Here is a 20,269-nt window from a genome sequence, read left to right as displayed (position 1 = left end):
CATCGGCGAGTGAGCCGAAGGGGCGCGCCGGTGTCGAGAGCGCTGGGGTCCCCCCTGCTCGAAGAGCTCGGGGGAGCGCGGAAGCCCGAAGGGCTGAGCACGGTCGCGCTCTCCACACCGGCTTGAGCGCCCCGGTGGGGGTGCCCCCGGCCGAAGGCTGGGGGAGAGCCGAGCCAGAAAGAAGGAGCGCGCGTGGCCGGACCCACGACCGCCGAGCGCGGTGAACGGCAGCAGCTGGGGTCCGGCCCGCCCCGGCCGCCCCGTCTCGGGCGGTTGCTCCGCCCTCGTATGCTCATCATCCTTTTGCTCGCCGCGGTGTTGGCGGGCGGTGGTTCCATCTGGCTGCTGTACGGCTCCCCGTGGCTGCGCGTGCAGCGTGTGTCCGTCTCCGGGACGCGGGTTCTGACCGAGGAGCAGGTGCGCGAGGCGGCCGGCGTTTCGCCCGGAACCCCCCTCATTTCCCTCGACACCGATGCGATTGAGGCGCGATTGCTCCGGAAATTGCCCCGAATCGCCTCGATTGACGTCACCCGTTCCTGGCCCCATGGAATCGGGCTGAAAGTGACCGAACGTACTCCGGTTCTGATTGTCAGAAACGGCGGAAAGTTCATCGAAGTGGACAGCGAGGGCGTACGGTTCGCCACGGTTTCGCAGCCTCCGCAGGCCGTCCCCACACTGGAATTGACGGTGTCCCACTCGGCCGCCGCACGCCGCTTCGGCACCGACCGGCTGGTGCGGGAGGCGGTCCTCGTGGCCCGGGACATCCCGGCCGCCGTCGCGCGCGACACCCGAACCGTCAAGGTCCGCTCGTACGACTCCATCTCGCTGGAGCTGAGCGGCGGTCGGACCGTGATGTGGGGCAGCGGCGAGAAGGGTCGCGCGAAGGCGGCCACGCTGAGCGCACTGATGAAAGCCGCACCCCGTGCCCGGTACTTCGACGTCAGCGTTCCCACCGCCCCTGCGTCATCGGGGAGTTGACGCACATCCGCGCAGGCCAGCACCCTGGTTGGGCACTGCTATGGCTGATCACATAGGGTGAAAAGAAAAACGGGAGGTTCGGCGTGTTCGTTGAACGTGCGCCACTTGTCGACTTAGTGTCCTGTTCGGAAGAGTCCAAGGAACAGACACACTGGTAACCCTAAACTTCAGGGTTAGGGTTCGGGTCGGCGTTCGGACCGTCCCATTCGGCATCAGCCGTCGGACCGCGGGGCACCCGCGAGACGACGGCAACGTAATTCGAGGCGAGAGGCCTTCGACGTGGCAGCACCGCAGAACTACCTCGCAGTCATCAAGGTCATCGGTGTCGGCGGCGGTGGTGTCAATGCCATCAACCGGATGATCGAGGTCGGTCTCAAGGGCGTCGAGTTCATCGCCATCAACACCGACGCGCAAGCTCTGTTGATGAGCGACGCCGACGTCAAGCTCGACGTCGGCCGCGAACTCACCCGCGGACTCGGCGCCGGAGCCAACCCGGCCGTCGGCCGCAAGGCCGCCGAGGACCACCGCGAGGAGATCGAGGAGGTCCTCAAGGGGGCCGACATGGTCTTCGTGACGGCCGGTGAAGGGGGCGGCACCGGCACCGGCGGCGCGCCCGTCGTGGCCAACATCGCTCGCTCGCTCGGTGCCCTCACCATCGGCGTGGTCACGCGCCCGTTCACCTTCGAGGGACGGCGCCGCGCCAACCAGGCCGAGGACGGCATCGCCGAGCTCCGCGAAGAGGTCGACACCCTCATCGTCATCCCGAACGACCGGCTGCTGTCCATCTCGGACCGCCAGGTCTCCGTCCTCGACGCCTTCAAGTCGGCGGACCAGGTGCTGCTCTCCGGTGTTCAGGGCATCACCGACCTCATCACCACCCCCGGTCTGATCAACCTCGACTTCGCCGACGTCAAGTCCGTGATGTCCGAGGCCGGTTCGGCTCTCATGGGCATCGGCTCGGCCCGCGGCGACGACCGCGCGGTGGCCGCGGCCGAGATGGCGATCTCCTCGCCGCTCCTCGAGGCGTCCATCGACGGCGCCCGCGGTGTGCTGCTGTCCATCTCCGGCGGCTCCGACCTCGGTCTGTTCGAGATCAACGAGGCCGCCCAGCTGGTGAGCGAGGCAGCCCACCCCGAGGCCAACATCATCTTCGGTGCCGTCATCGACGACGCCCTCGGCGACGAGGTGCGGGTCACCGTGATCGCCGCCGGCTTCGACGGCGGACAGCCCCCGGCCAAGCGGGAGACCATCCTCGGGTCGTCCTCGGCCAAGCAGCGCGAGGAGCCGGCCCGACCCGTGGAGAGCCGCCCGACCTTCGGCTCGCTCGGCAGCGTCACCCCGAAGGAGGCGCCGGAGCCCGCCCCGGAGCCGGTGAACGACCTCCCGGTCGCCCCGCCCGTGGTCCCGCCGTCGCGGACCTACTCGGACAGCGCGGCCGAGGAACTGGACGTTCCGGACTTTCTGAAGTGATAGGACAGCGCGACACCGTGAGCGGCGCGCACTTCGCCTTCACCGACCGGTGGGGCGGGGTGAGCGCCGCTCCGTACGAGGAGCTCAACCTCGGCGGAGCGGTCGGTGACGACCCCGACGCCGTACGCACCAACCGGGAGCTGGCCGCGAAGTCGCTGGGGCTCGACCCGGCCCGGGTGGTCTGGATGAACCAGGTGCACGGGGCGGACGCGGCCGTGGTCGACGAACCGTGGGGCGCCCGGGCCGTGCCCGAGGTGGACGCGATGGTCACCGCCCGGCGCGGTCTCGTCCTCGCCGTGCTCACCGCCGACTGCACGCCCGTCCTGCTCGCCGACCCCGTCGCGGGGATCGCGGCCGCCGTCCACGCCGGCCGGCCCGGCATGGTCGCCGGAGTCGTCCCCGCCGCCGTCCGCGCGATGATGGAACTGGGCGCCGAGCCCTCCAGGATCGTCGCCCGCACGGGACCCGCCGTCTGCGGCCGGTGCTACGAGGTGCCGGAGGCGATGCGCGCCGACGTGTCCGCCGTCGAACCGGCGGCGCACGCCGAGACGAGCTGGGGCACTCCCGCGGTCGATGTGACCGCCGGTGTGCACGCACAGCTCGAACGGCTCGGGGTGCGCGACCGGGCGCAGTCGCCGGTGTGCACGCTCGAGTCGGGTGATCACTTCTCGTACCGCCGCGACCGTACCACCGGGCGGCTCGCGGGCTATGTCTGGCTGGACTGATGGGGCATGACGGACCGTAAGGATCAACTCGCCGCGAACCTCGCAAAGGTCGAGGACCGCATCGCGGATGCGTGCCGGGCCGCCGGGCGCAAGCGGGAGGAGGTGACCCTGATCGTGGTCACCAAGACCTATCCCGCCAGTGACGTGCGGATTCTGTCGGAACTCGGTGTGCGGAACGTCGCCGAGAACCGTGACCAGGACGCCGCGCCGAAGGCGGCGACATGCTCGGATCTGCCGATTGCATGGCATTTTGTCGGTCAGTTGCAGACCAACAAGGTGCGATCCGTGGTCGGTTATGCGGATTTCGTGCAGTCCGTCGATCGTTCCAAGCTCGTCACAGCACTTTCGCGGGAGGCGGAGCGGGCCGGGCGCGAGGTGGGGTGTCTCATCCAGGTCGCGCTCGACGCGGGCGAGAGCGGACGCGGGGAGCGCGGAGGTGTAGCACCCGAGGGAATCGAAGAGTTGGGCGACCTGGTTGCGGGCGCTCCGGGGCTGCGGCTGGACGGACTGATGACCGTCGCGCCGCTGAGCGGAGAGTACGCGGGCCGCCAACAGGCGGCGTTCGAGCGGTTGATGGATTTGTCGACTGACCTGCGCCGAGCCCACCCGGCTGCAACCATGGTCTCGGCAGGGATGAGTGCGGACCTCGAACAGGCCGTGGCCGCCGGAGCGACACATGTGCGCGTCGGCACCGCGGTACTCGGAGTCCGCCCCAGGCTCGGGTAACGTCGCCAGGAAGTCGGACCACAGCAGAAAATATGGTCATTACCGCTGATAGCGGGCATAACGACCTCGTGGATCGCGGGCACTTGGCGGTCGTCAGCCGATCCACCACAGAGCGGAGGACTCAGAGCATGGCCGGCGCGATGCGCAAGATGGCGGTCTACCTCGGCCTCGTGGAGGACGATGGGTACGACGGCAGGGGATTCGACCCCGACGACGAATTCGAGCCCGAACTCGACCCGGAGCCGGAGCGGGACCGCAGGCGGCACGAGCCGTCTCACCAGCCGCACCAGGCGCTTCAGTCCCAACGGGACGAATCGGTACGAGTTGTACAGCCGCCGGCGCAGCGCGATCCGGTGTCCCATTCCGCTTCGCCGGTCGCGGAATCCGGGCGGCCGGCTCGCATCGCCCCCGTGGCATCCATCACACAAGAACGCCAGAGCCTGGAGAAGAACGCACCGGTGATCATGCCCAAGGTCGTGTCCGAACGAGAGCCGTACCGGATCACCACGCTTCACCCCCGGACCTACAACGAGGCCCGTACCATCGGGGAACACTTCCGTGAGGGCACGCCGGTGATCATGAATCTGACTGAGATGGATGACACAGATGCGAAGCGACTTGTCGACTTTGCGGCCGGTTTGGTGTTTGGTCTTCATGGAAGCATCGAGCGGGTGACGCAGAAGGTGTTCCTGCTGTCTCCTGCTAACGTCGATGTCACGGCGGAGGACAAGGCCCGCATCGCAGAGGGCGGGTTCTTCAACCAGAGCTGAGACGCACCACCGGAAAAGGCACGGAACAGGGGAGAGGGAAGCACGGATCATGGGCGTGTTCCTGGAGGTTGTCTACATCGCGCTGATGTGCTTCCTCGTCGTGCTGATTTTCCGATTGGTCATGGACTACGTCTTCCAGTTCGCCCGCTCATGGCAACCCGGCAAGGCGATGGTGGTCGTTCTTGAGGCCACCTACACTGTCACTGATCCACCGTTGAAGCTTCTGCGGCGGTTCATCCCGCCGTTGCGTCTCGGGGGCGTGGCGCTCGACCTGTCCTTCTTCGTACTGATGATCATCGTCTACATCCTGATCTCCATCGTGGGCAACCTCGCGAGGTGACTGTGGACGATACGGTCTTGCCGACTGCCGATGACTACGTTGAGGTGAAGAGATGCCGTTGACCCCCGAGGACGTGCGGAACAAGCAGTTCACGACCGTCCGCCTCCGAGAAGGCTATGACGAGGACGAGGTCGATGCCTTCCTCGATGAGGTCGAAGCCGAACTGACCCGCCTGCTCCGGGAGAACGAGGATCTGCGCGCCAAGCTGGCCGCCGCCACGCGTGCCGCCGCGCAGAACCAGCAGAACATGCGCAAACCTCCGGAGCCGCAGGACCAGCCGCAGGGCATGCGAGGTCCGGGGGCTCCGGTGCCCGCCGGGATATCGGGCCCGCCGCAGCAGCAGATGGGTGGCCCCATGGGTGGTCCGCCCCAGCTGCCGAGCGGTGCACCGCAGCTGCCCGCCGGTCCCAGTGGGCAGGGCGGTCCGCAGGGTCCCGGCCCGATGGGCCAGGGTCCGATGGGCCAGGGCCCCATGGGTCAGGGTCCGATGGGACAGGGCCCGATGGGTCAGGGGCCGATGGGCCAGGGCCCCATGGGTCAGGGCCCGATGGGACAGATGCCGCAGCAGATGGGCGGCCCCATGGGTGGTCCGATGGGTGGCCCCATGGGCGGTATGCCCGGCCAGGGTCCCGGTGGCGACAGCGCCGCGCGTGTCCTCTCGCTGGCCCAGCAGACCGCCGACCAGGCGATCGCCGAGGCCCGCTCCGAGGCCAACAAGATCGTCGGCGAGGCCCGCAGCCGCGCCGAGGGTCTGGAGCGCGACGCCCGTGCCAAGGCCGACGCCCTGGAGCGGGACGCGCAGGAGAAGCACCGTGTCGCGATGGGCTCCCTGGAGTCCGCCCGCGCCACGCTGGAGCGCAAGGTCGAGGACCTGCGCGGCTTCGAGCGCGAGTACCGCACGCGTCTGAAGTCGTACCTGGAGTCGCAGCTGCGCCAGCTGGAGACCCAGGCCGACGACTCGCTGGCCCCGCCGCGCACCCCGGCCACGGCGTCCCTGCCGTCGCCGTCGGCGCCGTCGATGGCTCCGGCGGGCGCGAGCGCCCCGTCGTACGGCGGCAACCAGACGATGGGTGGTGCCCCGGCCCCCGCTGCTCCGTCCTACGGCGGCCAGCAGCAGATGTCCCCGGCGATGACCCAGCCGATGGCACCGGTTCGTCCGCAGGGCCCGTCGCCGATGGGCCAGGCGCCCTCGCCGATGCGCGGGTTCCTCATCGACGAGGACGACAACTGACGGAGATGAATACGCCGTAGGTGTCGGCAGCGTTCAGGGCGGGGCCCGGATTCTCGAATCCGGGGCCCCGCCCTTGTGATACGAGCGTTCGGGGCTCGTGCCCCCTTGTGCCCCCTTGTGCCGTCTGTTGCCGTCTCTGTTCGGACGGGGGTGCAGCTGTACGTGCGCACGCAACGCCGAAGGCCCGGGCCCACCAAGATTTTTTCGGCGGGCCCGGGCCTTCGCGTGTGCCGCTACGCCTTGCGCAGGCGGAACGTCAGGGTCAGCGAGTCGTCGGTGAACGGCTCGCCATAGGTCTCGTCCGCCTCGCCCTGGGCGAAGTCCGTCGCGAGGACCTCGTCGGCGATCAGACCGGAGTGCTCGGTCAGGGCTGCGACGACCGCCGGGTCCGTCGCGGTCCAGCGGAGCGCGATCCGGTCGGCGACGTCCAGGCCGCTGTTCTTGCGGGCCTCCTGGATCAGCCGGATCGCGTCACGCGCGAGACCCGCCTGCCGCAGCTCCTCGGTGATCTCCAGATCGAGGGCGACCGTCGCGCCGGAGTCGGACGCCACCGACCAGCCCTCGCGCGGGGTCTCCGTGATGATCACCTCGTCGGGGGCGAGGGCGACGGTCTCGCCGTCGACCTCCACCGACGCCGTGCCCTCCCGCAGTGCCAGGGACAGCGCCGCCGCGTCGGCGTTCGCGATGGCCTTCGCCACGTCCTGGACTCGCTTGCCGAAGCGCTTGCCCAGCGCGCGGAAGTTCGCCTTGGCCGTCGTGTCGACCAGCGAGCCGCCGACCTCGCTCAGCGAGGCGAGCGCCTCGACGTTCAGCTCGTCGGTGATCTGGGTGTGCAGCTCCACATCCAGCGTCTCGAAGCCGGCTGCCGCGACCAGCGCGCGGGACAGCGGCTGACGCGTCTTGACGCCCGACTCCGCGCGCGTGGCACGGCCGAGCTCGACGAGCCGGCGCACCAGCACCATCTGCTTCGACAGCTCGGGGTCGATCGCGGTCAGGTCCGCCTCCGGCCAGGACGCCAGGTGCACCGACTCCGGGGCGCCCGGGGTCACCGGCGCGATCAGGTCCTGCCACACTCGCTCGGTGATGAACGGGGTGATCGGCGCCATCAGCTTCGTGACGGTCTCGAGGACCTCGTGCAGCGTGCGCAGCGCGGCCTTGTCGCCCTGCCAGAAGCGGCGGCGGGAGCGGCGGACGTACCAGTTCGACAGGTCGTCGACGAACGCCGACAGCAGCTTGCCGGCGCGCTGGGTGTCGTACGCCTCCAGGGCCTGGGTCACCTGGTCGGTGAGCGCGTGCAGCTCGGACAGCAGCCAGCGGTCCAGGACCGGGCGGTCGGCCGGGGCCGGGTCCGCCTCGCTCGGTGCCCATTGGGACGTACGGGCGTACAGCGCCTGGAAGGCGACCGTGTTCCAGTACGTCAGCAGCGTCTTGCGGACGACCTCCTGGATCGTGCCGTGGCCCACGCGCCGCGCCGCCCACGGGGAGCCGCCGGCCGCCATGAACCAGCGCACGGCGTCCGCGCCGTGCTGGTCCATCAGCGGGATCGGCTGCAGGATGTTGCCCAGATGCTTGGACATCTTGCGGCCGTCCTCGGCGAGGATGTGGCCCAGGCACACCACGTTCTCGTACGACGACTTGTCGAAGACCAGCGTGCCGACCGCCATCAGCGTGTAGAACCAGCCGCGGGTCTGGTCGATGGCCTCCGAGATGAACTGCGCCGGGTAGCGGGACTCGAACAGTTCCTTGTTCTTGTACGGGTAGCCCCACTGTGCGAACGGCATCGAACCCGAGTCGTACCAGGCGTCGATGACCTCCGGTACACGCGTGGCCGTCTTCTGGCACTCGGGGCAGGGGAAGGTGACGTCGTCGATGTAGGGACGGTGCGGGTCGAGCTCCGACTGGTCGGTGCCGGTCAGCTCGGTCAGCTCCGCGCGGGAGCCGACGCAAGTGAGGTGGTCGTCCTCGCAGCGCCAGATCGGCAGCGGCGTGCCCCAGTAGCGGCTGCGGGACAGCGCCCAGTCGATGTTGTTGTTCAGCCAGTCGCCGAAGCGGCCGTGCTTGACCGTCTCCGGATACCAGTTCGTCTTCTCGTTCTCCTCGAGGAGACGGTTCTTGACGGCCGTGGTGCGGATGTACCAGGACGGCTGCGCGTAATAGAGGAGCGCGGTGTGGCAGCGCCAGCAGTGCGGGTAGCTGTGCTCGTACGGGATGTGCTTGAAGAGCAGGCCGCGCTGCTGGAGGTCCTCGGTGAGCCGTTCGTCCGCCTTCTTGAAGAAGACGCCGCCGACCAGCGGGACGTCCTCCTCGAAGGTGCCGTCGGGGCGCACGGGGTTGACCACGGGGAGGCCGTACGAGCGGCAGACCTTGAGGTCGTCCTCACCGAAGGCGGGGGACTGGTGGACCAGACCCGTACCGTCCTCGGTCGTGACGTACTCGGCGTTGACCACGTAGTGGGTGCCGCCCGGGGTCTCCGGGAACTCGACGAGCTCGAACGGACGTTGATACGTCCAGCGCTCCATCTCGGCGCCGGTGAAGGCCCGGCCGGTGGTCTCCCAGCCCTCGCCGAGCGCCTTGGCGACGAGCGGCTCGGCGACGACGAGCTTCTCCTCGCCGTTGGTCGCGACGACGTAGGTGACCTCGGGGTGGGCGGCGACCGCGGTGTTGGAGACCAGCGTCCACGGGGTCGTGGTCCACACCAGGAGCGCGGCCTCGCCGGCCAGCGGACCGGAGGTGAGCGGGAAACGGACATAGACCGACGGGTCGACGACCGTCTCGTAGCCCTGCGCCAGCTCGTGGTCCGACAGACCCGTGCCGCAGCGAGGACACCAGGGGGCGACGCGGTGGTCCTGGACCAGGAGCCCCTTGTTGAAGATCTCCTTGAGCGACCACCAGACCGACTCGACATACTCGGGGTCCATCGTGACGTACGCGTCGTCGAGGTCGACCCAGTAGCCCATGCGGGTCGTCAGCTCGGAGAAGGCGTCGGTGTGGCGGAGCACGGACTCGCGGCACTTTGCGTTGAACTCGGCGATGCCGTACGCCTCGATGTCCTTCTTGCCGGAGAAGCCGAGCTCCTTCTCCACCGCGAGTTCCACCGGGAGGCCGTGGCAGTCCCAGCCGGCCTTGCGGGCCACGTGGTAGCCGCGCATGGTGCGGAAGCGCGGGAAGACGTCCTTGAAGACGCGAGCCTCGATGTGGTGGGCGCCCGGCATACCGTTGGCCGTGGGCGGGCCCTCGTAGAACACCCATTCGGGGCGGCCCTCGGACTGCTGCAGGCTCTTGGCAAAGATCTTCTGCTCGCGCCAGAAGTCGAGCACGGCGTGCTCGAGCGCGGGCAGGTCGACCTGGGCGGGCACCTGGCGGTACTGCGTCATGGATCTTCCTCCGGCGGACGTACTGCCTTCCGTCGGAGGGACGAGAGCCGGGAATTCCGTGAATTCTCCGTACGCCGTGTGCGGCGCGCTCCCGCGGTACCACCCTCCTTGGCTCCCCGGTGCGGCGTACGCGCCGGTGAACCCCCTCATTGGGATCGCGATGCCGGTTCTACTGGCCCCTGGTCCTGCCCTGGGGCGTTCTTCCGGCGGCTCCGGGGTGATCTTCGCGTCGCGCTCGCCCCCGGGCTTCCACCGTCCCCGGATCGCTCATGGCTGCGTACGGCGCTACTTGTCCCCATCCACGCTTTTCGCTCCGCCCAGTGTACGGCGCCGCGCCGACGGCGGCCGACCGGTTTTCCACTTCCCGAGGCCTCCGTCGCGGAGGGGTGCTCGGTGACCCGAATGGCGAGGCGGTGGCGCCCCGGATCCCGGGACGCCGGGCCCTGCGGATTACCCGGCGGAGAGCTGGGCACAACGGATGCAGGCTCGCCGTGCGGCACTCGCGCGGTGGGCGAAATCGTTGGCGTGCCCCGTTGCCGCGGGCCAGAAGTCGATTTATCGTCCCAGCACGAATCGCGCGCAAGATCACAATATGTGAAGGGGCCGCGGCCATGGTGGCGAAGAAGACCGCCGTACAGCAGTCGGCGTCCGGCAGATCCACGGGTGCGGGTGCCTCCGGCGGTTCGGCGGCCAAGGACGCGCGCGGGAGTAGGAGCCCCCATGCCGCACTGGCAAGCCGGACGGTCGGCCTGGTGCGGTGGCTGGGCGCGGCGGTGGTCGGCTCGACGAGGCCGACGCCGACCGAGGCCACCGCGAGGCCAGGGCCTGCGGCAACCGGAAGGGGCGCGGCAACCGCAAACCGGGAGGCGACCAGGAGGACCCCAGGGGGCGGCCGGAAGAGGACGGTCACCGGGGAGGCGGCGGCCCAGCAGACGCCGCCCGAGCAAACGACCGCCACGGAGGCGGTGGGCATGGTGAGGAAGGCTTCAGCGACGACGGCTGCCCGGACGACGGCCTCCGGGAGGAGGACCGCGGCGGCAGCCAGGGAGGCGGCTTCTGGGGGGAGGGCCGCGAAGAGGGTTGTTTCCGGGGCGGCGGCTTCGGCGAGGGGGACCGCCGGGAAGGCGGTCTCTGGGGACGCGGCTTCGGCGAGGTCCGGGAAGGCAGTCTCCGGGGGGACGGCGGGCAGGAGGATCGCTTCGGCGGAGGCGGCGTCCGGGGAGGCGGCTTCGGGGAGGGTGGCCGCGAAGAGGGTCGCTTCGATGGAGGCGGCTGCCGGGGAGGTGGCTTCGGGGAGGGCGGCAGTCCGGGAGGCGGCTTCTGGGAGGGCGGCAGTCCGGGAGGCGGCTTCTGGGAGGGCGGCCGCGAAGAGGGTTGATTCCAAGAAGGCGGCGTCCGATGAGGCGGCTTCGGCGGAGGTGACCGTCAAGGAGGCGGTCTCTGCGGGGGCGGCGGCTGGCAGGACGGTCGCCTCCCGGGACGCCGCTGCCCCGAGGGCCACCGGTAAGAAATCGGTGTCCAAGGAGGCGGACCGCGCGGAAGGCGCCCGCAAAACGGGGGCCACCGAGAAGACAGCCTCTGACACAGCGCTCGCGAACAAGGCAGCCGCCAAGCAGAGTGCTGTTGCGAAGGCGGCCGCCAGGACGGCCCCCGTGAAGGCGACTGCCAAGAAGACATCCCCCGTGAAGGCGACCGGCAAGAAGACAGTCCCTGCGAAGGCTGCTGCCAAGAACACGGCTCCAGCGAAGGCGGTCGCCAAGAAGACCGCTCCAGCGAAGGCGGTCGCCAAGAAGGCTGCCTCCGTCGGGGTGACCACGAAGGGTGCTGCTTCTGGCAAGGCGGCTGACAAGAACGTGGCCACTGGGCGGGCGGTCGCCAAGAAGGCTGCCCCGGCGAAGGGGGCTGGAGAGACGACGGCCGCCGTGAAGGCGGCGGCCGGGAGAGCGACCCCTTCGAAGAGGGCGGGCGCCAAGCAGTCCGTCGCCAAGAAGGCGGCGGCGTCCAAGGCGGCCTCCTCGAAGAGGGCGGCCGGGAAGGCGGTCCCCTCGAAGAAGGCGGCCCAGGAGGAAGGCGGTCCCGGACGACCGGCGGCGAAGAAGGCTCCGACCGGCAAGAAGGCAGCGGTGACCAGCACCGGTGCAAAGAAGGCGGCGGCGAAGAAGCCTGTCGCCAAGGAGGCAGCGGTGACCAGCACCGTCGTGAAGAAGGCGGCGAACAAGCCCGCCACCAAGACCACCGAGAAGACCGCGGCGGCGAAGAAGCCCGTCGCCAAGAAGGCAGCAGCCAAGAAGGCAGCAGTCAAGAAGGCAGCCAAGAAGGCAACAGCCAAGAAGACGGCCCCTGCCAAGGCCGCTGCCGGGAAAAACGCCGCCGAGAAGGGCGGCACCACGAAAAGCACCCCCATAAAGAGTGCGGCCAAGAAGAGCACGGCCAAGAAGGCGGGCGGGGTCGAGGCCGCGAAGCAGACGGGAGCCACGACGGTGGTTGCGAAGAAGACTCCTGGCACGGCCACGGCGGCGACGGACTCCACCGCGGTTCCCAAGGCACGGATCGCCGCGGCGGAACCCGGCGAACTGGCCGTGCGCCCCGGCGAGGACCCGTGGACCCCCGAAGAGGTGGCCGAGGCACGCGCGGAACTGCAGGCCGACGCGATGCGGCTGCGCGGTGAGATCGACGCCTCCGAGCAGGCGATCGTCGGCCTGATGCGAGACTCCGGGGACGGCGCCGGCGACGATCAGGCGGACACCGGCACCAAGAACATCACGCGCGAGCACGAGATGGCGCTCGCCGCCAACGCGCGCGAGATGCTCGTACAGACCGAGCGCGCCCTGGAGCGCCTCGACACCGGCACCTACGGCCTCTGCGAGAACTGCGGCAACCCCATCGGCAAGGCCCGTATGCAAGCCTTCCCCCGCGCCACGCTGTGCGTCGAGTGCAAGCAGAAGCAGGAACGCCGGTAATGATCCCCTCCTGAACACGTGGTCCGACGGGGTCGTGTCGTAGTCTCGTCCTCAGTCAGGCACCTAGGTTGAGGGACTCACGTGGCAGAGGCGGAGCGCATCATCGGTACGCCGGATATCCCAGACGCGGCGGGGGCCGGGCCCGAGCAGTCCGAGGAGCAGGCCTCCTCGGGCGCGGCCGAGCGTCCCCGGGGCGGGCGCCGCATCGTGGTCCTGTTCGGGGTCGCCGCCTTCGCCTACGCCCTCGACCTGGTCAGCAAGCTGATGGTGGTCGCGAAACTGGAGCACCACCCGCCGATCCGGATCATCGGGGACTGGCTGCAGTTCAACGCGATCCGCAACCCTGGCGCGGCCTTCGGCTTCGGCGAGGCCTTCACCGTGATCTTCACGGTGATCGCAGCCGCCGTGATCGTGGTGATCGCCCGGCTGGCCCGCAAGCTCTACAGCCTGCCCTGGGCGATTGCGCTCGGCCTGCTGCTCGGCGGTGCGCTGGGCAACCTCACCGACCGGATCTTCCGCTCGCCGGGCGTCTTCGAGGGCGCGGTCGTCGACTTCATCGCGCCCAAGGGCTTCGCCGTCTTCAACCTGGCCGACTCGGCGATCGTCTGCGGCGGCATCCTGATCGTGCTGCTGTCCTTCCGCGGCCTGGACCCGGACGGAACGGTCCACAAGGACTGAGCGCCGGGAGGCTCGTACGGGGCTGTCTCACCCGTCCGGCATACTCGATGGGTGAACACCCTTCCCGAGATCCGTACCCTGCCCGTGCCCGACGGCCTGGAGGGCGAGCGCGTCGACGCCGCCATCTCCCGCATGTTCGGCTTCTCCCGTACGAAGGCGGCGGAGCTGGCCGCCGCGGGCAAGGTCCAGGTCGACGGCACGGTGGTCGGCAAGTCCGAGCGGGTGCGCGGCGGCGCCTGGCTCGAGGTCGAGATGCCGCAGGCGCCCGCTCCGGTGCAGGTGGTCGCCGAGCCGGTCGAGGGCATGGACATCGTGCACGACGACGAGGACGTGGTCGTGATCGTCAAACCGATCGGCGTGGCCGCGCACCCGTCGCCCGGCTGGTCGGGCCCCACCGTCATCGGCGGTCTCGCCGCCGCCGGCTACCGGATCTCGACTTCCGGCGCCTCCGAGCGCCAGGGCATCGTGCACCGCCTCGACGTGGGCACGTCCGGCCTGATGGTCGTGGCCAAGTCGGAGTACGCGTACACGTCGCTCAAGCGCCAGTTCAAGGAGCGCACGGTCGACAAGCGCTACCACACGCTCGTCCAGGGCCACCCCGACCCGACCAGCGGCACCATCGACGCGCCCATCGGCCGCCACCCCACCCATGACTACAAGTGGGCGGTCACGGCCGACGGCAAGCCCTCCGTCACGCACTACGACCTGATCGAGGCGTTCCGCTCGGCGTCCCTGCTCGACGTCAAGCTGGAGACCGGGCGTACCCACCAGATCCGTGTGCACATGGCCGCCCACCGTCACCCGTGCGTCGGCGATCTGACGTACGGAGCCGACCCGACCATCGCCAAGCGGCTCGGCCTGACCCGCCAGTGGCTGCACGCCGTACGGCTCGGCTTCGAGCACCCCGGGGACGGACAGTGGGTGGAGTTCGAGAGCGACTACCCCGCCGACCTGCAGAAGGCGCTGGACAAGGTGCGCGAGGAGAGCTGGGCATGAGTGCCGCGTACGGGGTGCGCGTGGCCGAGGACCCCGCCGACCGCGAGGCGTGCTTCGCGGTCCGCAAGGAGGTCTTCGTCGGCGAGCAGGGCGTGCCCGAGGACATCGAGTACGACGCGTACGACGCCGGCGCCGTGCACGTACTGGCCGTGCGCGAGGACGGCGTGCCCCTGGGAACGGGCCGGCTGCTGTACGGCGAGGCAGCCGCGGCGAAGACCGGCGGCGACCCGTCGGTGGGCTCCCTGGGGCGGCTGGCGGTGACGCGGGAGGCGCGCGGGCTGGGCGTCGGGGCGGCCCTGGTGCGGGCGATCGAGGACGCGGCACGTGCGCGTGGGCTTGCGGCGGTGGATCTGCACGCGCAGATGCATGCGCTGGGGTTCTACGAACGGCTGGGGTACGAGGCGTACGGGCCGGAGTTCCCCGATGCGGGCATCCCGCATCGGGCGATGCGCCGCCCTCTGTGACCGAGGGGTGCCCCCTGTGACCGAGGGGTGCCCCCTGTGACCGAGGGGTGCCCAGGGTGCCTGACGGGCCGACGGGAAGAGTGCTTGTGATCGGCGCGCGCATCAGCCCGGACCCGGGGGACGAGGAGCGGCGCGAGGCGCACGAGCACCGTCTCGCTCGCCTCAGGCGGCTGCGCAGCATCCAGGGGAGATGCTGAGCGCGGCACGGCGCGAGGTCCTGGCGGCGCGCAGCGAACCAGGCGCGGACCCGGGATCGTCGATCGGGTGCTGCGCCATCTGGACGTGCGCAGCCTGCGCTGACACCCCTGTGGGGGACCGCATTTGTACGATCGGATCATGGCGCGCAACGTGGTGATCAGTGGTGGCGGTACGGGGATCGGGCTGGCGACGGCGCAGGCCTTCGCCGCGGACGGGGATCAGGTGCTGCTGCTCGGGCGGCGCGCCGAGGTGCTGGAGCAGGCCGGGGTGCCCGGTGCGCTCACCTACGCGGCAGACCTCAGCAAGCCCCGCAGCGTACGAGGGGTGGAGCGGTTCGTGGCCGCCGAGTTCGGCACCGTGGACGTACTGATCCACAGCGCCGGAGGCGCCGGGCACCTGGAACCGAAGGTGGACAGCGAGGAGCCCCTCGATGTCGTCCTGCACAGCTGGACCCTCAACTTCGGGCTCAACACCCTGACCGCGGCACTGCTCACGGAGGCCCTGAAGGACCGGCTCGCGGAGCCCGGCGGGCGGGTGCTGTTCATCGGTTCCATCGCTGCCTTCCGGGGATCGGGGAGCGGGGCGTACGCGGCGGCCAAGGCCGCATTGCATCCGTACGCCCACGATCTGGCGCGGCAGCTGGGGCCACGCGGTATCACCGTGAACGTGGTCGCGCCCGGGTATGTCGAGGACACCGGGTTCTTCGGCGACGCGATGGATGACGCGCGGCGCGAGCGGCTCATCGCCGAGACCTCGACCGGGCGTGCCGGTACGCCGGGGGACGTCGCCGCGACACTGCATTGGCTCGCCTCCCCGGGCGCCGGGCACATCACCTCGCAGATCATCCAGGTCAACGGCGGGGCCGAGCGCGGGCACTGAATCCGGGGCTCTCTCACCCCCGGTCCGTCAGCGGCGGCTCGTGCGCCCTGCGGCCCTGTCCGTCCGGCGTCCCACGGCCGTTCCGGCGCGGCGGCGGCACGGCTTCCGCCGTGTTGACCCGGGGCAGCGCGTACGGGTGCTCCTCGGTCAGCCAGCGAATCATCTGCTCGCGGACCGTGACCCTGACCGTCCAGATGTCGTCCGCGTCCTTCGCGGTCACCAGCGCCCGCACCTGCATGGTGTTGGGCGTCGAGTCGGTGACCACGAGCCCGTAGTCGCGGCCGTCCCACGCCGGGCACTCGCGCAGGATGTCGCGGAGCCTCGTGCGCATCGCCGCGACGGGCGCGGAGTGGTCGACATGGAAGTAGACGATGCCGGTCATCTGGGCGCTGCCGCGCGACCAGTTCTCGAACGGCTTCGAGGTGAAGTACGACACCGGCATGGTGATCCGGCGCTCGTCCCATGTCCGTACCGTCAGGAACGTCAGCGTGATCTCGTCGACGATGCCCCACTCGCCGTCCACCACGACCGTGTCGCCGAGCCGCACCATGTCGCCGAACGCGATCTGCAGCCCGGCGAAGAGGTTCGCGAGCGTGGACTGCGCGGCGACACCGGCGACGATGCCGAGGATGCCGGCCGACGCAAGCAGCGAGGCGCCGGCCGCCCGCATCGCCGGGAACGTCAGCAGCATGGCGGCCACCGCCACCACACCGACGACCGCCGACACCACCCGCATGATCAGCGACACCTGGGTGCGCACACGCCGGACCCGGGCCGGATCGCGGTGGGCGCGGGCGTAACGGGTGTACGACGTCTCGACGACCGCGGCCGCGATGCGGATCACCAGCCAGGCGGCGGAACCGATCAGCACCAGCGTCAGCATCCGTCCGACGCCGACCCGGTGTTCCTGGAGGAGTTTCGCCTGGTCGTAGGAGCCTCTCAGCAGGGCCGCGCACAGGACGAGCTGGTAGGGGATACGGCCGCGACGGAGCAGGCCCCACAGCGGCGTCTCGGGATGCCGGCCGTTCGCCTTGCGCAGCAGGAGGTCCGTGGCCCACCCGATGAGCAGTGTGAGCACGACCGAGCCACCGACGACGATCACCGGGCGCAGTACGTTCTCCATGCCTTCGAACGTAACCGGCTGAGCCCATCATGAACATGTGCGGCCCCGATCCGCCCCGAGACGTGCTGCGTCGGCGTTGTCGGTCCCGGCTGGCACCATGGGCTCATGAACATCATGCTCTTCCACTCCACCTACGGACTGCGGCCCGCCGTCCGCGCCGCCGCCGATCGGCTGCGCGCCGCCGGACACGAGGTGTGGACTCCTGACCTGTTCGACGGCCGGACCTTCGAGACGGTCGAGGAGGGCATGACCTTCAAGGACGGGATCGGGAAGGAAGAGCTGCTCAAGCGTGCCGTCCTGGCCGCCGCTCCGTACTCGGGGAGAGGGCTCGTGTACGCCGGATTCTCGCTGGGCGCCTCCATCGCGCAGACCCTTGCGCTCGGCGACAGGAACGCGCGTGGACTCCTGCTGCTGCACGGCACGTCGGACATCGCGGCGAGCGCCTCGGTGGACGATCTGCCGGTCCAGCTCCATGTCGCCGAGCCCGACCTGTTCGAGACGGACGACTGGCTGAGCTCGTGGTACCTGCAGATGCGCAGAGCGGGCGCGGACGTGGAGATCTACCGGTACGCGGGCGCCGGGCACATCTACACCGACCCCGAGCTGCCGGACTACGACGAGGAGGCGGCCGAGGCCACCTGGCGGGTGGCGCTCGGCTTCCTCGACAGCCTGTAGGGCGCGGCTACACCGGGTCGTAGGTCCGCTCGACCTTCTGCGTGCCGCTCAGGGTGCGGTACGAACGCTCCCAGGACGACGTGGCGTTGGCGTCCGTGCGGTCGGACAGCACGTAGTAGTCCATCTGCGCGCGCTGTGCGGTGATGTCCAGCACGCCGTAGCCGTGGCGGTCCGTGTCCACCCAGTGGACGTGCCGGTTGGCCGCGCGGATGATCGGCGAGGCCACCGCCGAGACGGTGCCCTCGGGGACCTTGACGATGTCGTCGAGGTTGTCGGAGGTCACCGAGGTGATGACGAACTCGGTGGCGGCCGACGGCGACAGCGGGTACGTGCCGGCGTCCACCGGCACGTCGTTCGCCCACGACATATGGATGTCGCCGGTCAGGAAGACGGTGTTGCCGATGGCGTTCGAGCGCAGGTGGGCCAGGAGTTCCCGGCGGTCGTCCGTGTAGCCGTCCCACTGGTCGGTGTTGACGGCGATACCTTCCTGCGGCAGCCCGAGCATCTTGGCCAGCGGCTTGAGCAGGTCGGCGGTGAGCGAGCCGATGACGAAGGGGGCGATCATCACCGAGTTGCCGACCAGCCGCCAGGTGGTGTCGGACGCCTTCAGGCCCGCCTTCAGCCAGTCGAGCTGGGCGCGGCCCGTGATCGTACGGTTCGGGTCGTCGACCGAGCCGCTGCCCGAGGTCACCTGCTGCGAGCGGAAGGAGCGCAGGTCGAGCAGGGAGAGGTCGGCGAGTTTGCCGAAGCGCAGCCGACGGTAGGTGGTGCCCTCGATCGCCGGCCGGACCGGCATCCACTCGAAGTACGCCTGCTTCGCGGCCGCCTTGCGGTCCGTCCAGGTGCCCTCGGCGCCCTCGGTGTGGTTGACCGCGCCGCCCGACCAGGCGTTGTCGGCGAACTCGTGGTCGTCCCAGATCGCTATGACCGGCGCCTTGTGGTGCAGGGCCTGGAGGTCGGGGTCGGTCTTGTAACGGGCGTGCCGGGTGCGGTAGTCGGCGAGTGTGATGATCTCGTTCGCCGGTGAGTGCGGGCGGACGACCGTGCCGCGGGCCGCGTACTCGCCGCTCTTGTACTCGTAGATGTAGTCGCCCAGGTGGAGCCAGGCGTCGAGGTCATTACGGGCGGCCAGGTGGCGGTACGCCGAGAAGTAGCCGGCCTCCCAGTTGGCGCAGGTGACCACGCCGAAGCGCAGTCCGGACACGGCGGCGTCGGCGGCCGGGGCCGTGCGGGTACGGGCGACGGGGGAGTCGGTACCGCCCGCGGAGAAGCGGAACCAGTAGTCCGTGGCCGGGGCCAGGCCTCGTACGTCCGCCTTGACGGTGTGGTCCGAGGCGGCGGTCGCGGTGACCGAACCCTTGGCGACGACGTTGGTGAGCGCCTTGTCCTTGGCGACGACCCAGCTCACCTCGGTGTCCGGGCCGAGCCCGGAGCCGGGTGTCGCCTCGGCGGTGGGGGTCACCCGGGTCCACAGCAGGATGCCTTCGGGCAGCGGGTCGCCGGAGGCCACTCCGTGCAGGAAGGCGGGGCTGTCCGTGGCGGCGCGGGCCGGGAGGGCGGCGGCGAGCGGGCCGGCCAGAACAGCGGTCGCCGCCGCGGCCTTGACGACCGTACGGCGGCGGGGCGAGAGGGAGTTGAGGCGCTCGGAGGCCTTGGATGCTCTGTATCGACTGGTCACGACCGATCAGGTTACTGATCGGTACGTGCGAGAGCGGGCGAACTCCGAGAGTTCGCCCGCTCTTCATATGGAGGCCGGTTTCCCAGTTGGCGTCAGCCCTTGATGGCCGCGTCCACCATCTTGTTGAAGTCGGCCACCGTCAGGGGCGGGTTGCCCTGGCTGTCGGCGCTGAGCTTCTTGCCGTCCATGACGAAGCCCGGGGTTCCGGTCACACCTTCCTTGTTGTCGTCGAAGGTCTTCGACATGGCCATCGCCCAGGCGTCGTAGGTGCCCTTCTTGACCGCGTCCTGGAACTTGGTGTTGTCCTTCAGCGCGGGGACGGTGTCGGCCACCTTGATGAGGTAGCTGTCGTCCTTGAACTTGTCGGTCGTCTCGTCCGGGTGCCACTTCGTCGAGTACAGCGCGGTCTTGTACTCCAGGAACGCCTCGGGGCTGACGTTCAGCGCGGCGCCGAGGGCGCTCAGTGCGTTCTTGGAGCCCTGCCCGTTGTCCTTGTTGTCGATGAACGTGGCACCGACGTACTGGAACTTGAACTTGCCGTCGTCGATGTCCTTCTTCACCGTCGAGCCGACGGCCTGCTCGAACGCGGCGCAGACCGGGCAACGCGGGTCCTCGTAGACCTTGAGGGTCTTCTTGGCGGTGTCCTTGCCGATGACGACGGTGGTGCCGTTCGTGCCTGTGGTGTTGGCCGGGGCGACGACCTTGTCGCTCTTCACGGCCTCCCAGTGACTGGGCTTGTTGCCCTGTACGACGGCGTAGCCTATGCCGCCGGCGATCGCGAGGACGCCGACGACCGAGCAGGCGACGATGATCTGCCGCTTCGCCTTGTCGCGCTTGGCCTGCCGCTCGCGTTCCTGACGCAGCCGCTCACGGGCCGCCGTTTTTGCCGTCTGGCTGTTCCGCTTGCTCATGTGGGTGATCTCCATGGGGACGCGCACACACGCTGTGCGCGGGATACGTAATACGGGATACGTAATAGGGGGGTTTCCGGTGCTCGGGTGGTT

17 protein-coding genes and 1 pseudogene are annotated in these 20,269 nt (G+C 69.6%); 14 read left to right on the top strand and 4 right to left on the bottom strand.

From position 1 onward, the window contains the following. Window positions 1–192: 192 nt before the first annotated feature. The 7 genes from ABT186_RS29745 (at window position 193) to ABT186_RS29715 (ending at window position 6,240) form a co-directional block, all read left to right on the top strand. Window positions 193–978, top strand: coding sequence for a cell division protein FtsQ/DivIB (locus ABT186_RS29745; RefSeq protein ID WP_351226346.1), 786 nt, complete (start codon window positions 193–195; stop codon window positions 976–978). A gap of 279 nt (window positions 979–1,257) precedes the next feature. Continuing rightward, window positions 1,258–2,448 carry a cell division protein FtsZ gene (gene ftsZ / locus ABT186_RS29740; RefSeq protein WP_351226344.1) on the top strand — a complete coding sequence of 397 codons (1,191 nt, stop codon included), beginning with the start codon at window positions 1,258–1,260 and terminating at the stop codon, window positions 2,446–2,448. Next, window positions 2,445–3,173 carry a peptidoglycan editing factor PgeF gene (pgeF, locus tag ABT186_RS29735; RefSeq protein ID WP_351927636.1) on the top strand — a complete coding sequence of 243 codons (729 nt, stop codon included), beginning with the start codon at window positions 2,445–2,447 and terminating at the stop codon, window positions 3,171–3,173. Before ftsZ ends, pgeF begins: the two co-directional genes overlap by 4 nt. Window positions 3,174–3,179: 6 nt before the next feature. Then, window positions 3,180–3,899 carry a YggS family pyridoxal phosphate-dependent enzyme gene (locus ABT186_RS29730; RefSeq protein WP_351226340.1) on the top strand — a complete coding sequence of 240 codons (720 nt, stop codon included), beginning with the start codon at window positions 3,180–3,182 and terminating at the stop codon, window positions 3,897–3,899. 128 nt (window positions 3,900–4,027) lie between these two features. Next, a complete protein-coding gene (locus ABT186_RS29725; RefSeq protein ID WP_351226338.1) occupies window positions 4,028–4,669 on the top strand; it encodes a cell division protein SepF in 642 nt (213 codons plus the stop codon). A gap of 49 nt (window positions 4,670–4,718) precedes the next feature. Further along, on the top strand, window positions 4,719–5,009 hold the full coding sequence (locus ABT186_RS29720) for a YggT family protein (RefSeq protein ID WP_234515022.1): 291 nt from the start codon (window positions 4,719–4,721) through the stop codon (window positions 5,007–5,009). A gap of 52 nt (window positions 5,010–5,061) precedes the next feature. Continuing rightward, window positions 5,062–6,240, top strand: a complete 1,179-nt coding sequence (locus tag ABT186_RS29715; RefSeq protein WP_351927634.1) for a DivIVA domain-containing protein — start codon at window positions 5,062–5,064, stop codon at window positions 6,238–6,240. A 233-nt stretch (window positions 6,241–6,473) separates the two neighbouring features. Here the strand turns inward: ABT186_RS29715 and ileS are convergent, their stop codons facing one another. Next, complete coding sequence (gene ileS, locus ABT186_RS29710; protein ID WP_351927632.1) at window positions 6,474–9,614, bottom strand: isoleucine--tRNA ligase; 3,141 nt, start codon at window positions 9,612–9,614, stop codon at window positions 6,474–6,476. Window positions 9,615–10,225: 611 nt separating this feature from the next. On the opposite strand from ileS, the gene ABT186_RS29705 reads away from it, so the two are divergent. From ABT186_RS29705 to ABT186_RS29680, 6 genes and pseudogenes are all read left to right on the top strand, one after another. After that, window positions 10,226–12,574 carry a TraR/DksA C4-type zinc finger protein gene (locus ABT186_RS29705; RefSeq protein WP_351927630.1) on the top strand — a complete coding sequence of 783 codons (2,349 nt, stop codon included), beginning with the start codon at window positions 10,226–10,228 and terminating at the stop codon, window positions 12,572–12,574. An 81-nt stretch (window positions 12,575–12,655) separates the two neighbouring features. Next, a complete protein-coding gene (gene lspA / locus ABT186_RS29700) occupies window positions 12,656–13,252 on the top strand; it encodes a signal peptidase II (RefSeq protein ID WP_351233974.1) in 597 nt (198 codons plus the stop codon). 51 nt (window positions 13,253–13,303) lie between these two features. Further along, window positions 13,304–14,248: an RluA family pseudouridine synthase gene (locus ABT186_RS29695; RefSeq protein WP_351233976.1), complete on the top strand. Its 945-nt coding sequence runs from the start codon at window positions 13,304–13,306 to the stop codon at window positions 14,246–14,248. After that, window positions 14,245–14,712 (top strand): GNAT family N-acetyltransferase, encoded by a 468-nt coding sequence (locus tag ABT186_RS29690; protein WP_351233978.1) that lies wholly within the window; start codon window positions 14,245–14,247, stop codon window positions 14,710–14,712. Before ABT186_RS29695 ends, ABT186_RS29690 begins: the two co-directional genes overlap by 4 nt. Window positions 14,713–14,789: 77 nt before the next feature. After that, window positions 14,790–15,012 (top strand): annotated as a pseudogene (locus ABT186_RS29685) (Na+/H+ antiporter); the annotation flags it as partial. A 36-nt stretch (window positions 15,013–15,048) separates the two neighbouring features. Continuing rightward, complete coding sequence (locus ABT186_RS29680) at window positions 15,049–15,789, top strand: SDR family NAD(P)-dependent oxidoreductase (protein ID WP_351233980.1); 741 nt, start codon at window positions 15,049–15,051, stop codon at window positions 15,787–15,789. Between the two features lie 13 nt (window positions 15,790–15,802). On the opposite strand, the gene ABT186_RS29675 is transcribed toward ABT186_RS29680, so the two are convergent. Further along, on the bottom strand, window positions 15,803–16,912 hold the full coding sequence (locus ABT186_RS29675) for a mechanosensitive ion channel family protein (protein ID WP_351233982.1): 1,110 nt from the start codon (window positions 16,910–16,912) through the stop codon (window positions 15,803–15,805). A gap of 105 nt (window positions 16,913–17,017) precedes the next feature. On the opposite strand from ABT186_RS29675, the gene ABT186_RS29670 reads away from it, so the two are divergent. Further along, window positions 17,018–17,587, top strand: coding sequence for a dienelactone hydrolase family protein (locus tag ABT186_RS29670; RefSeq protein WP_351233984.1), 570 nt, complete (start codon window positions 17,018–17,020; stop codon window positions 17,585–17,587). Between the two features lie 7 nt (window positions 17,588–17,594). Here ABT186_RS29670 and ABT186_RS29665 read toward each other — a convergent pair whose 3' ends face one another. After that, window positions 17,595–19,265, bottom strand: coding sequence for an alkaline phosphatase D family protein (locus ABT186_RS29665; RefSeq protein WP_351233986.1), 1,671 nt, complete (start codon window positions 19,263–19,265; stop codon window positions 17,595–17,597). Window positions 19,266–19,357: 92 nt separating this feature from the next. Next, entirely contained in the window at window positions 19,358–20,176 is an 819-nt protein-coding gene (locus ABT186_RS29660) for a thioredoxin domain-containing protein (protein ID WP_351233988.1), read from the bottom strand. Window positions 20,177–20,269: the final 93 nt, after the last annotated feature.

Origin of the sequence: Streptomyces sp. NPDC001634, assembly GCF_040298185.1 — a bacterium.
Lineage (GTDB): Bacteria > Actinomycetota > Actinomycetes > Streptomycetales > Streptomycetaceae > Streptomyces.
The sequence above is the reverse complement of the archived record's forward strand: the minus strand, read 5'-3'. Positions and strand labels throughout refer to the sequence as shown.

What these genes read in the sequence shown, in the direction of transcription:
- ABT186_RS29680 (WP_351233980.1), top strand. Translation starts at nt 15,049, where the DNA reads ATGGCGCGCAACGTGGTGATCAGTGGTGGCGGTACGGGGATCGGGCTG.
- ABT186_RS29675 (WP_351233982.1), bottom strand. Translation starts at nt 16,912, where the DNA reads ATGGAGAACGTACTGCGCCCGGTGATCGTCGTCGGTGGCTCGGTCGTG.
- ABT186_RS29720 (WP_234515022.1), top strand. Translation starts at nt 4,719, where the DNA reads ATGGGCGTGTTCCTGGAGGTTGTCTACATCGCGCTGATGTGCTTCCTC.
- ABT186_RS29715 (WP_351927634.1), top strand. Translation starts at nt 5,062, where the DNA reads ATGCCGTTGACCCCCGAGGACGTGCGGAACAAGCAGTTCACGACCGTC.
- ABT186_RS29670 (WP_351233984.1), top strand. Translation starts at nt 17,018, where the DNA reads ATGAACATCATGCTCTTCCACTCCACCTACGGACTGCGGCCCGCCGTC.
- ABT186_RS29660 (WP_351233988.1), bottom strand. Translation starts at nt 20,176, where the DNA reads ATGAGCAAGCGGAACAGCCAGACGGCAAAAACGGCGGCCCGTGAGCGG.
- ABT186_RS29725 (WP_351226338.1), top strand. Translation starts at nt 4,028, where the DNA reads ATGGCCGGCGCGATGCGCAAGATGGCGGTCTACCTCGGCCTCGTGGAG.
- ABT186_RS29690 (WP_351233978.1), top strand. Translation starts at nt 14,245, where the DNA reads ATGAGTGCCGCGTACGGGGTGCGCGTGGCCGAGGACCCCGCCGACCGC.
- ABT186_RS29705 (WP_351927630.1), top strand. Translation starts at nt 10,226, where the DNA reads ATGGTGGCGAAGAAGACCGCCGTACAGCAGTCGGCGTCCGGCAGATCC.
- ABT186_RS29730 (WP_351226340.1), top strand. Translation starts at nt 3,180, where the DNA reads ATGACGGACCGTAAGGATCAACTCGCCGCGAACCTCGCAAAGGTCGAG.
- ileS (WP_351927632.1), bottom strand. Translation starts at nt 9,614, where the DNA reads ATGACGCAGTACCGCCAGGTGCCCGCCCAGGTCGACCTGCCCGCGCTC.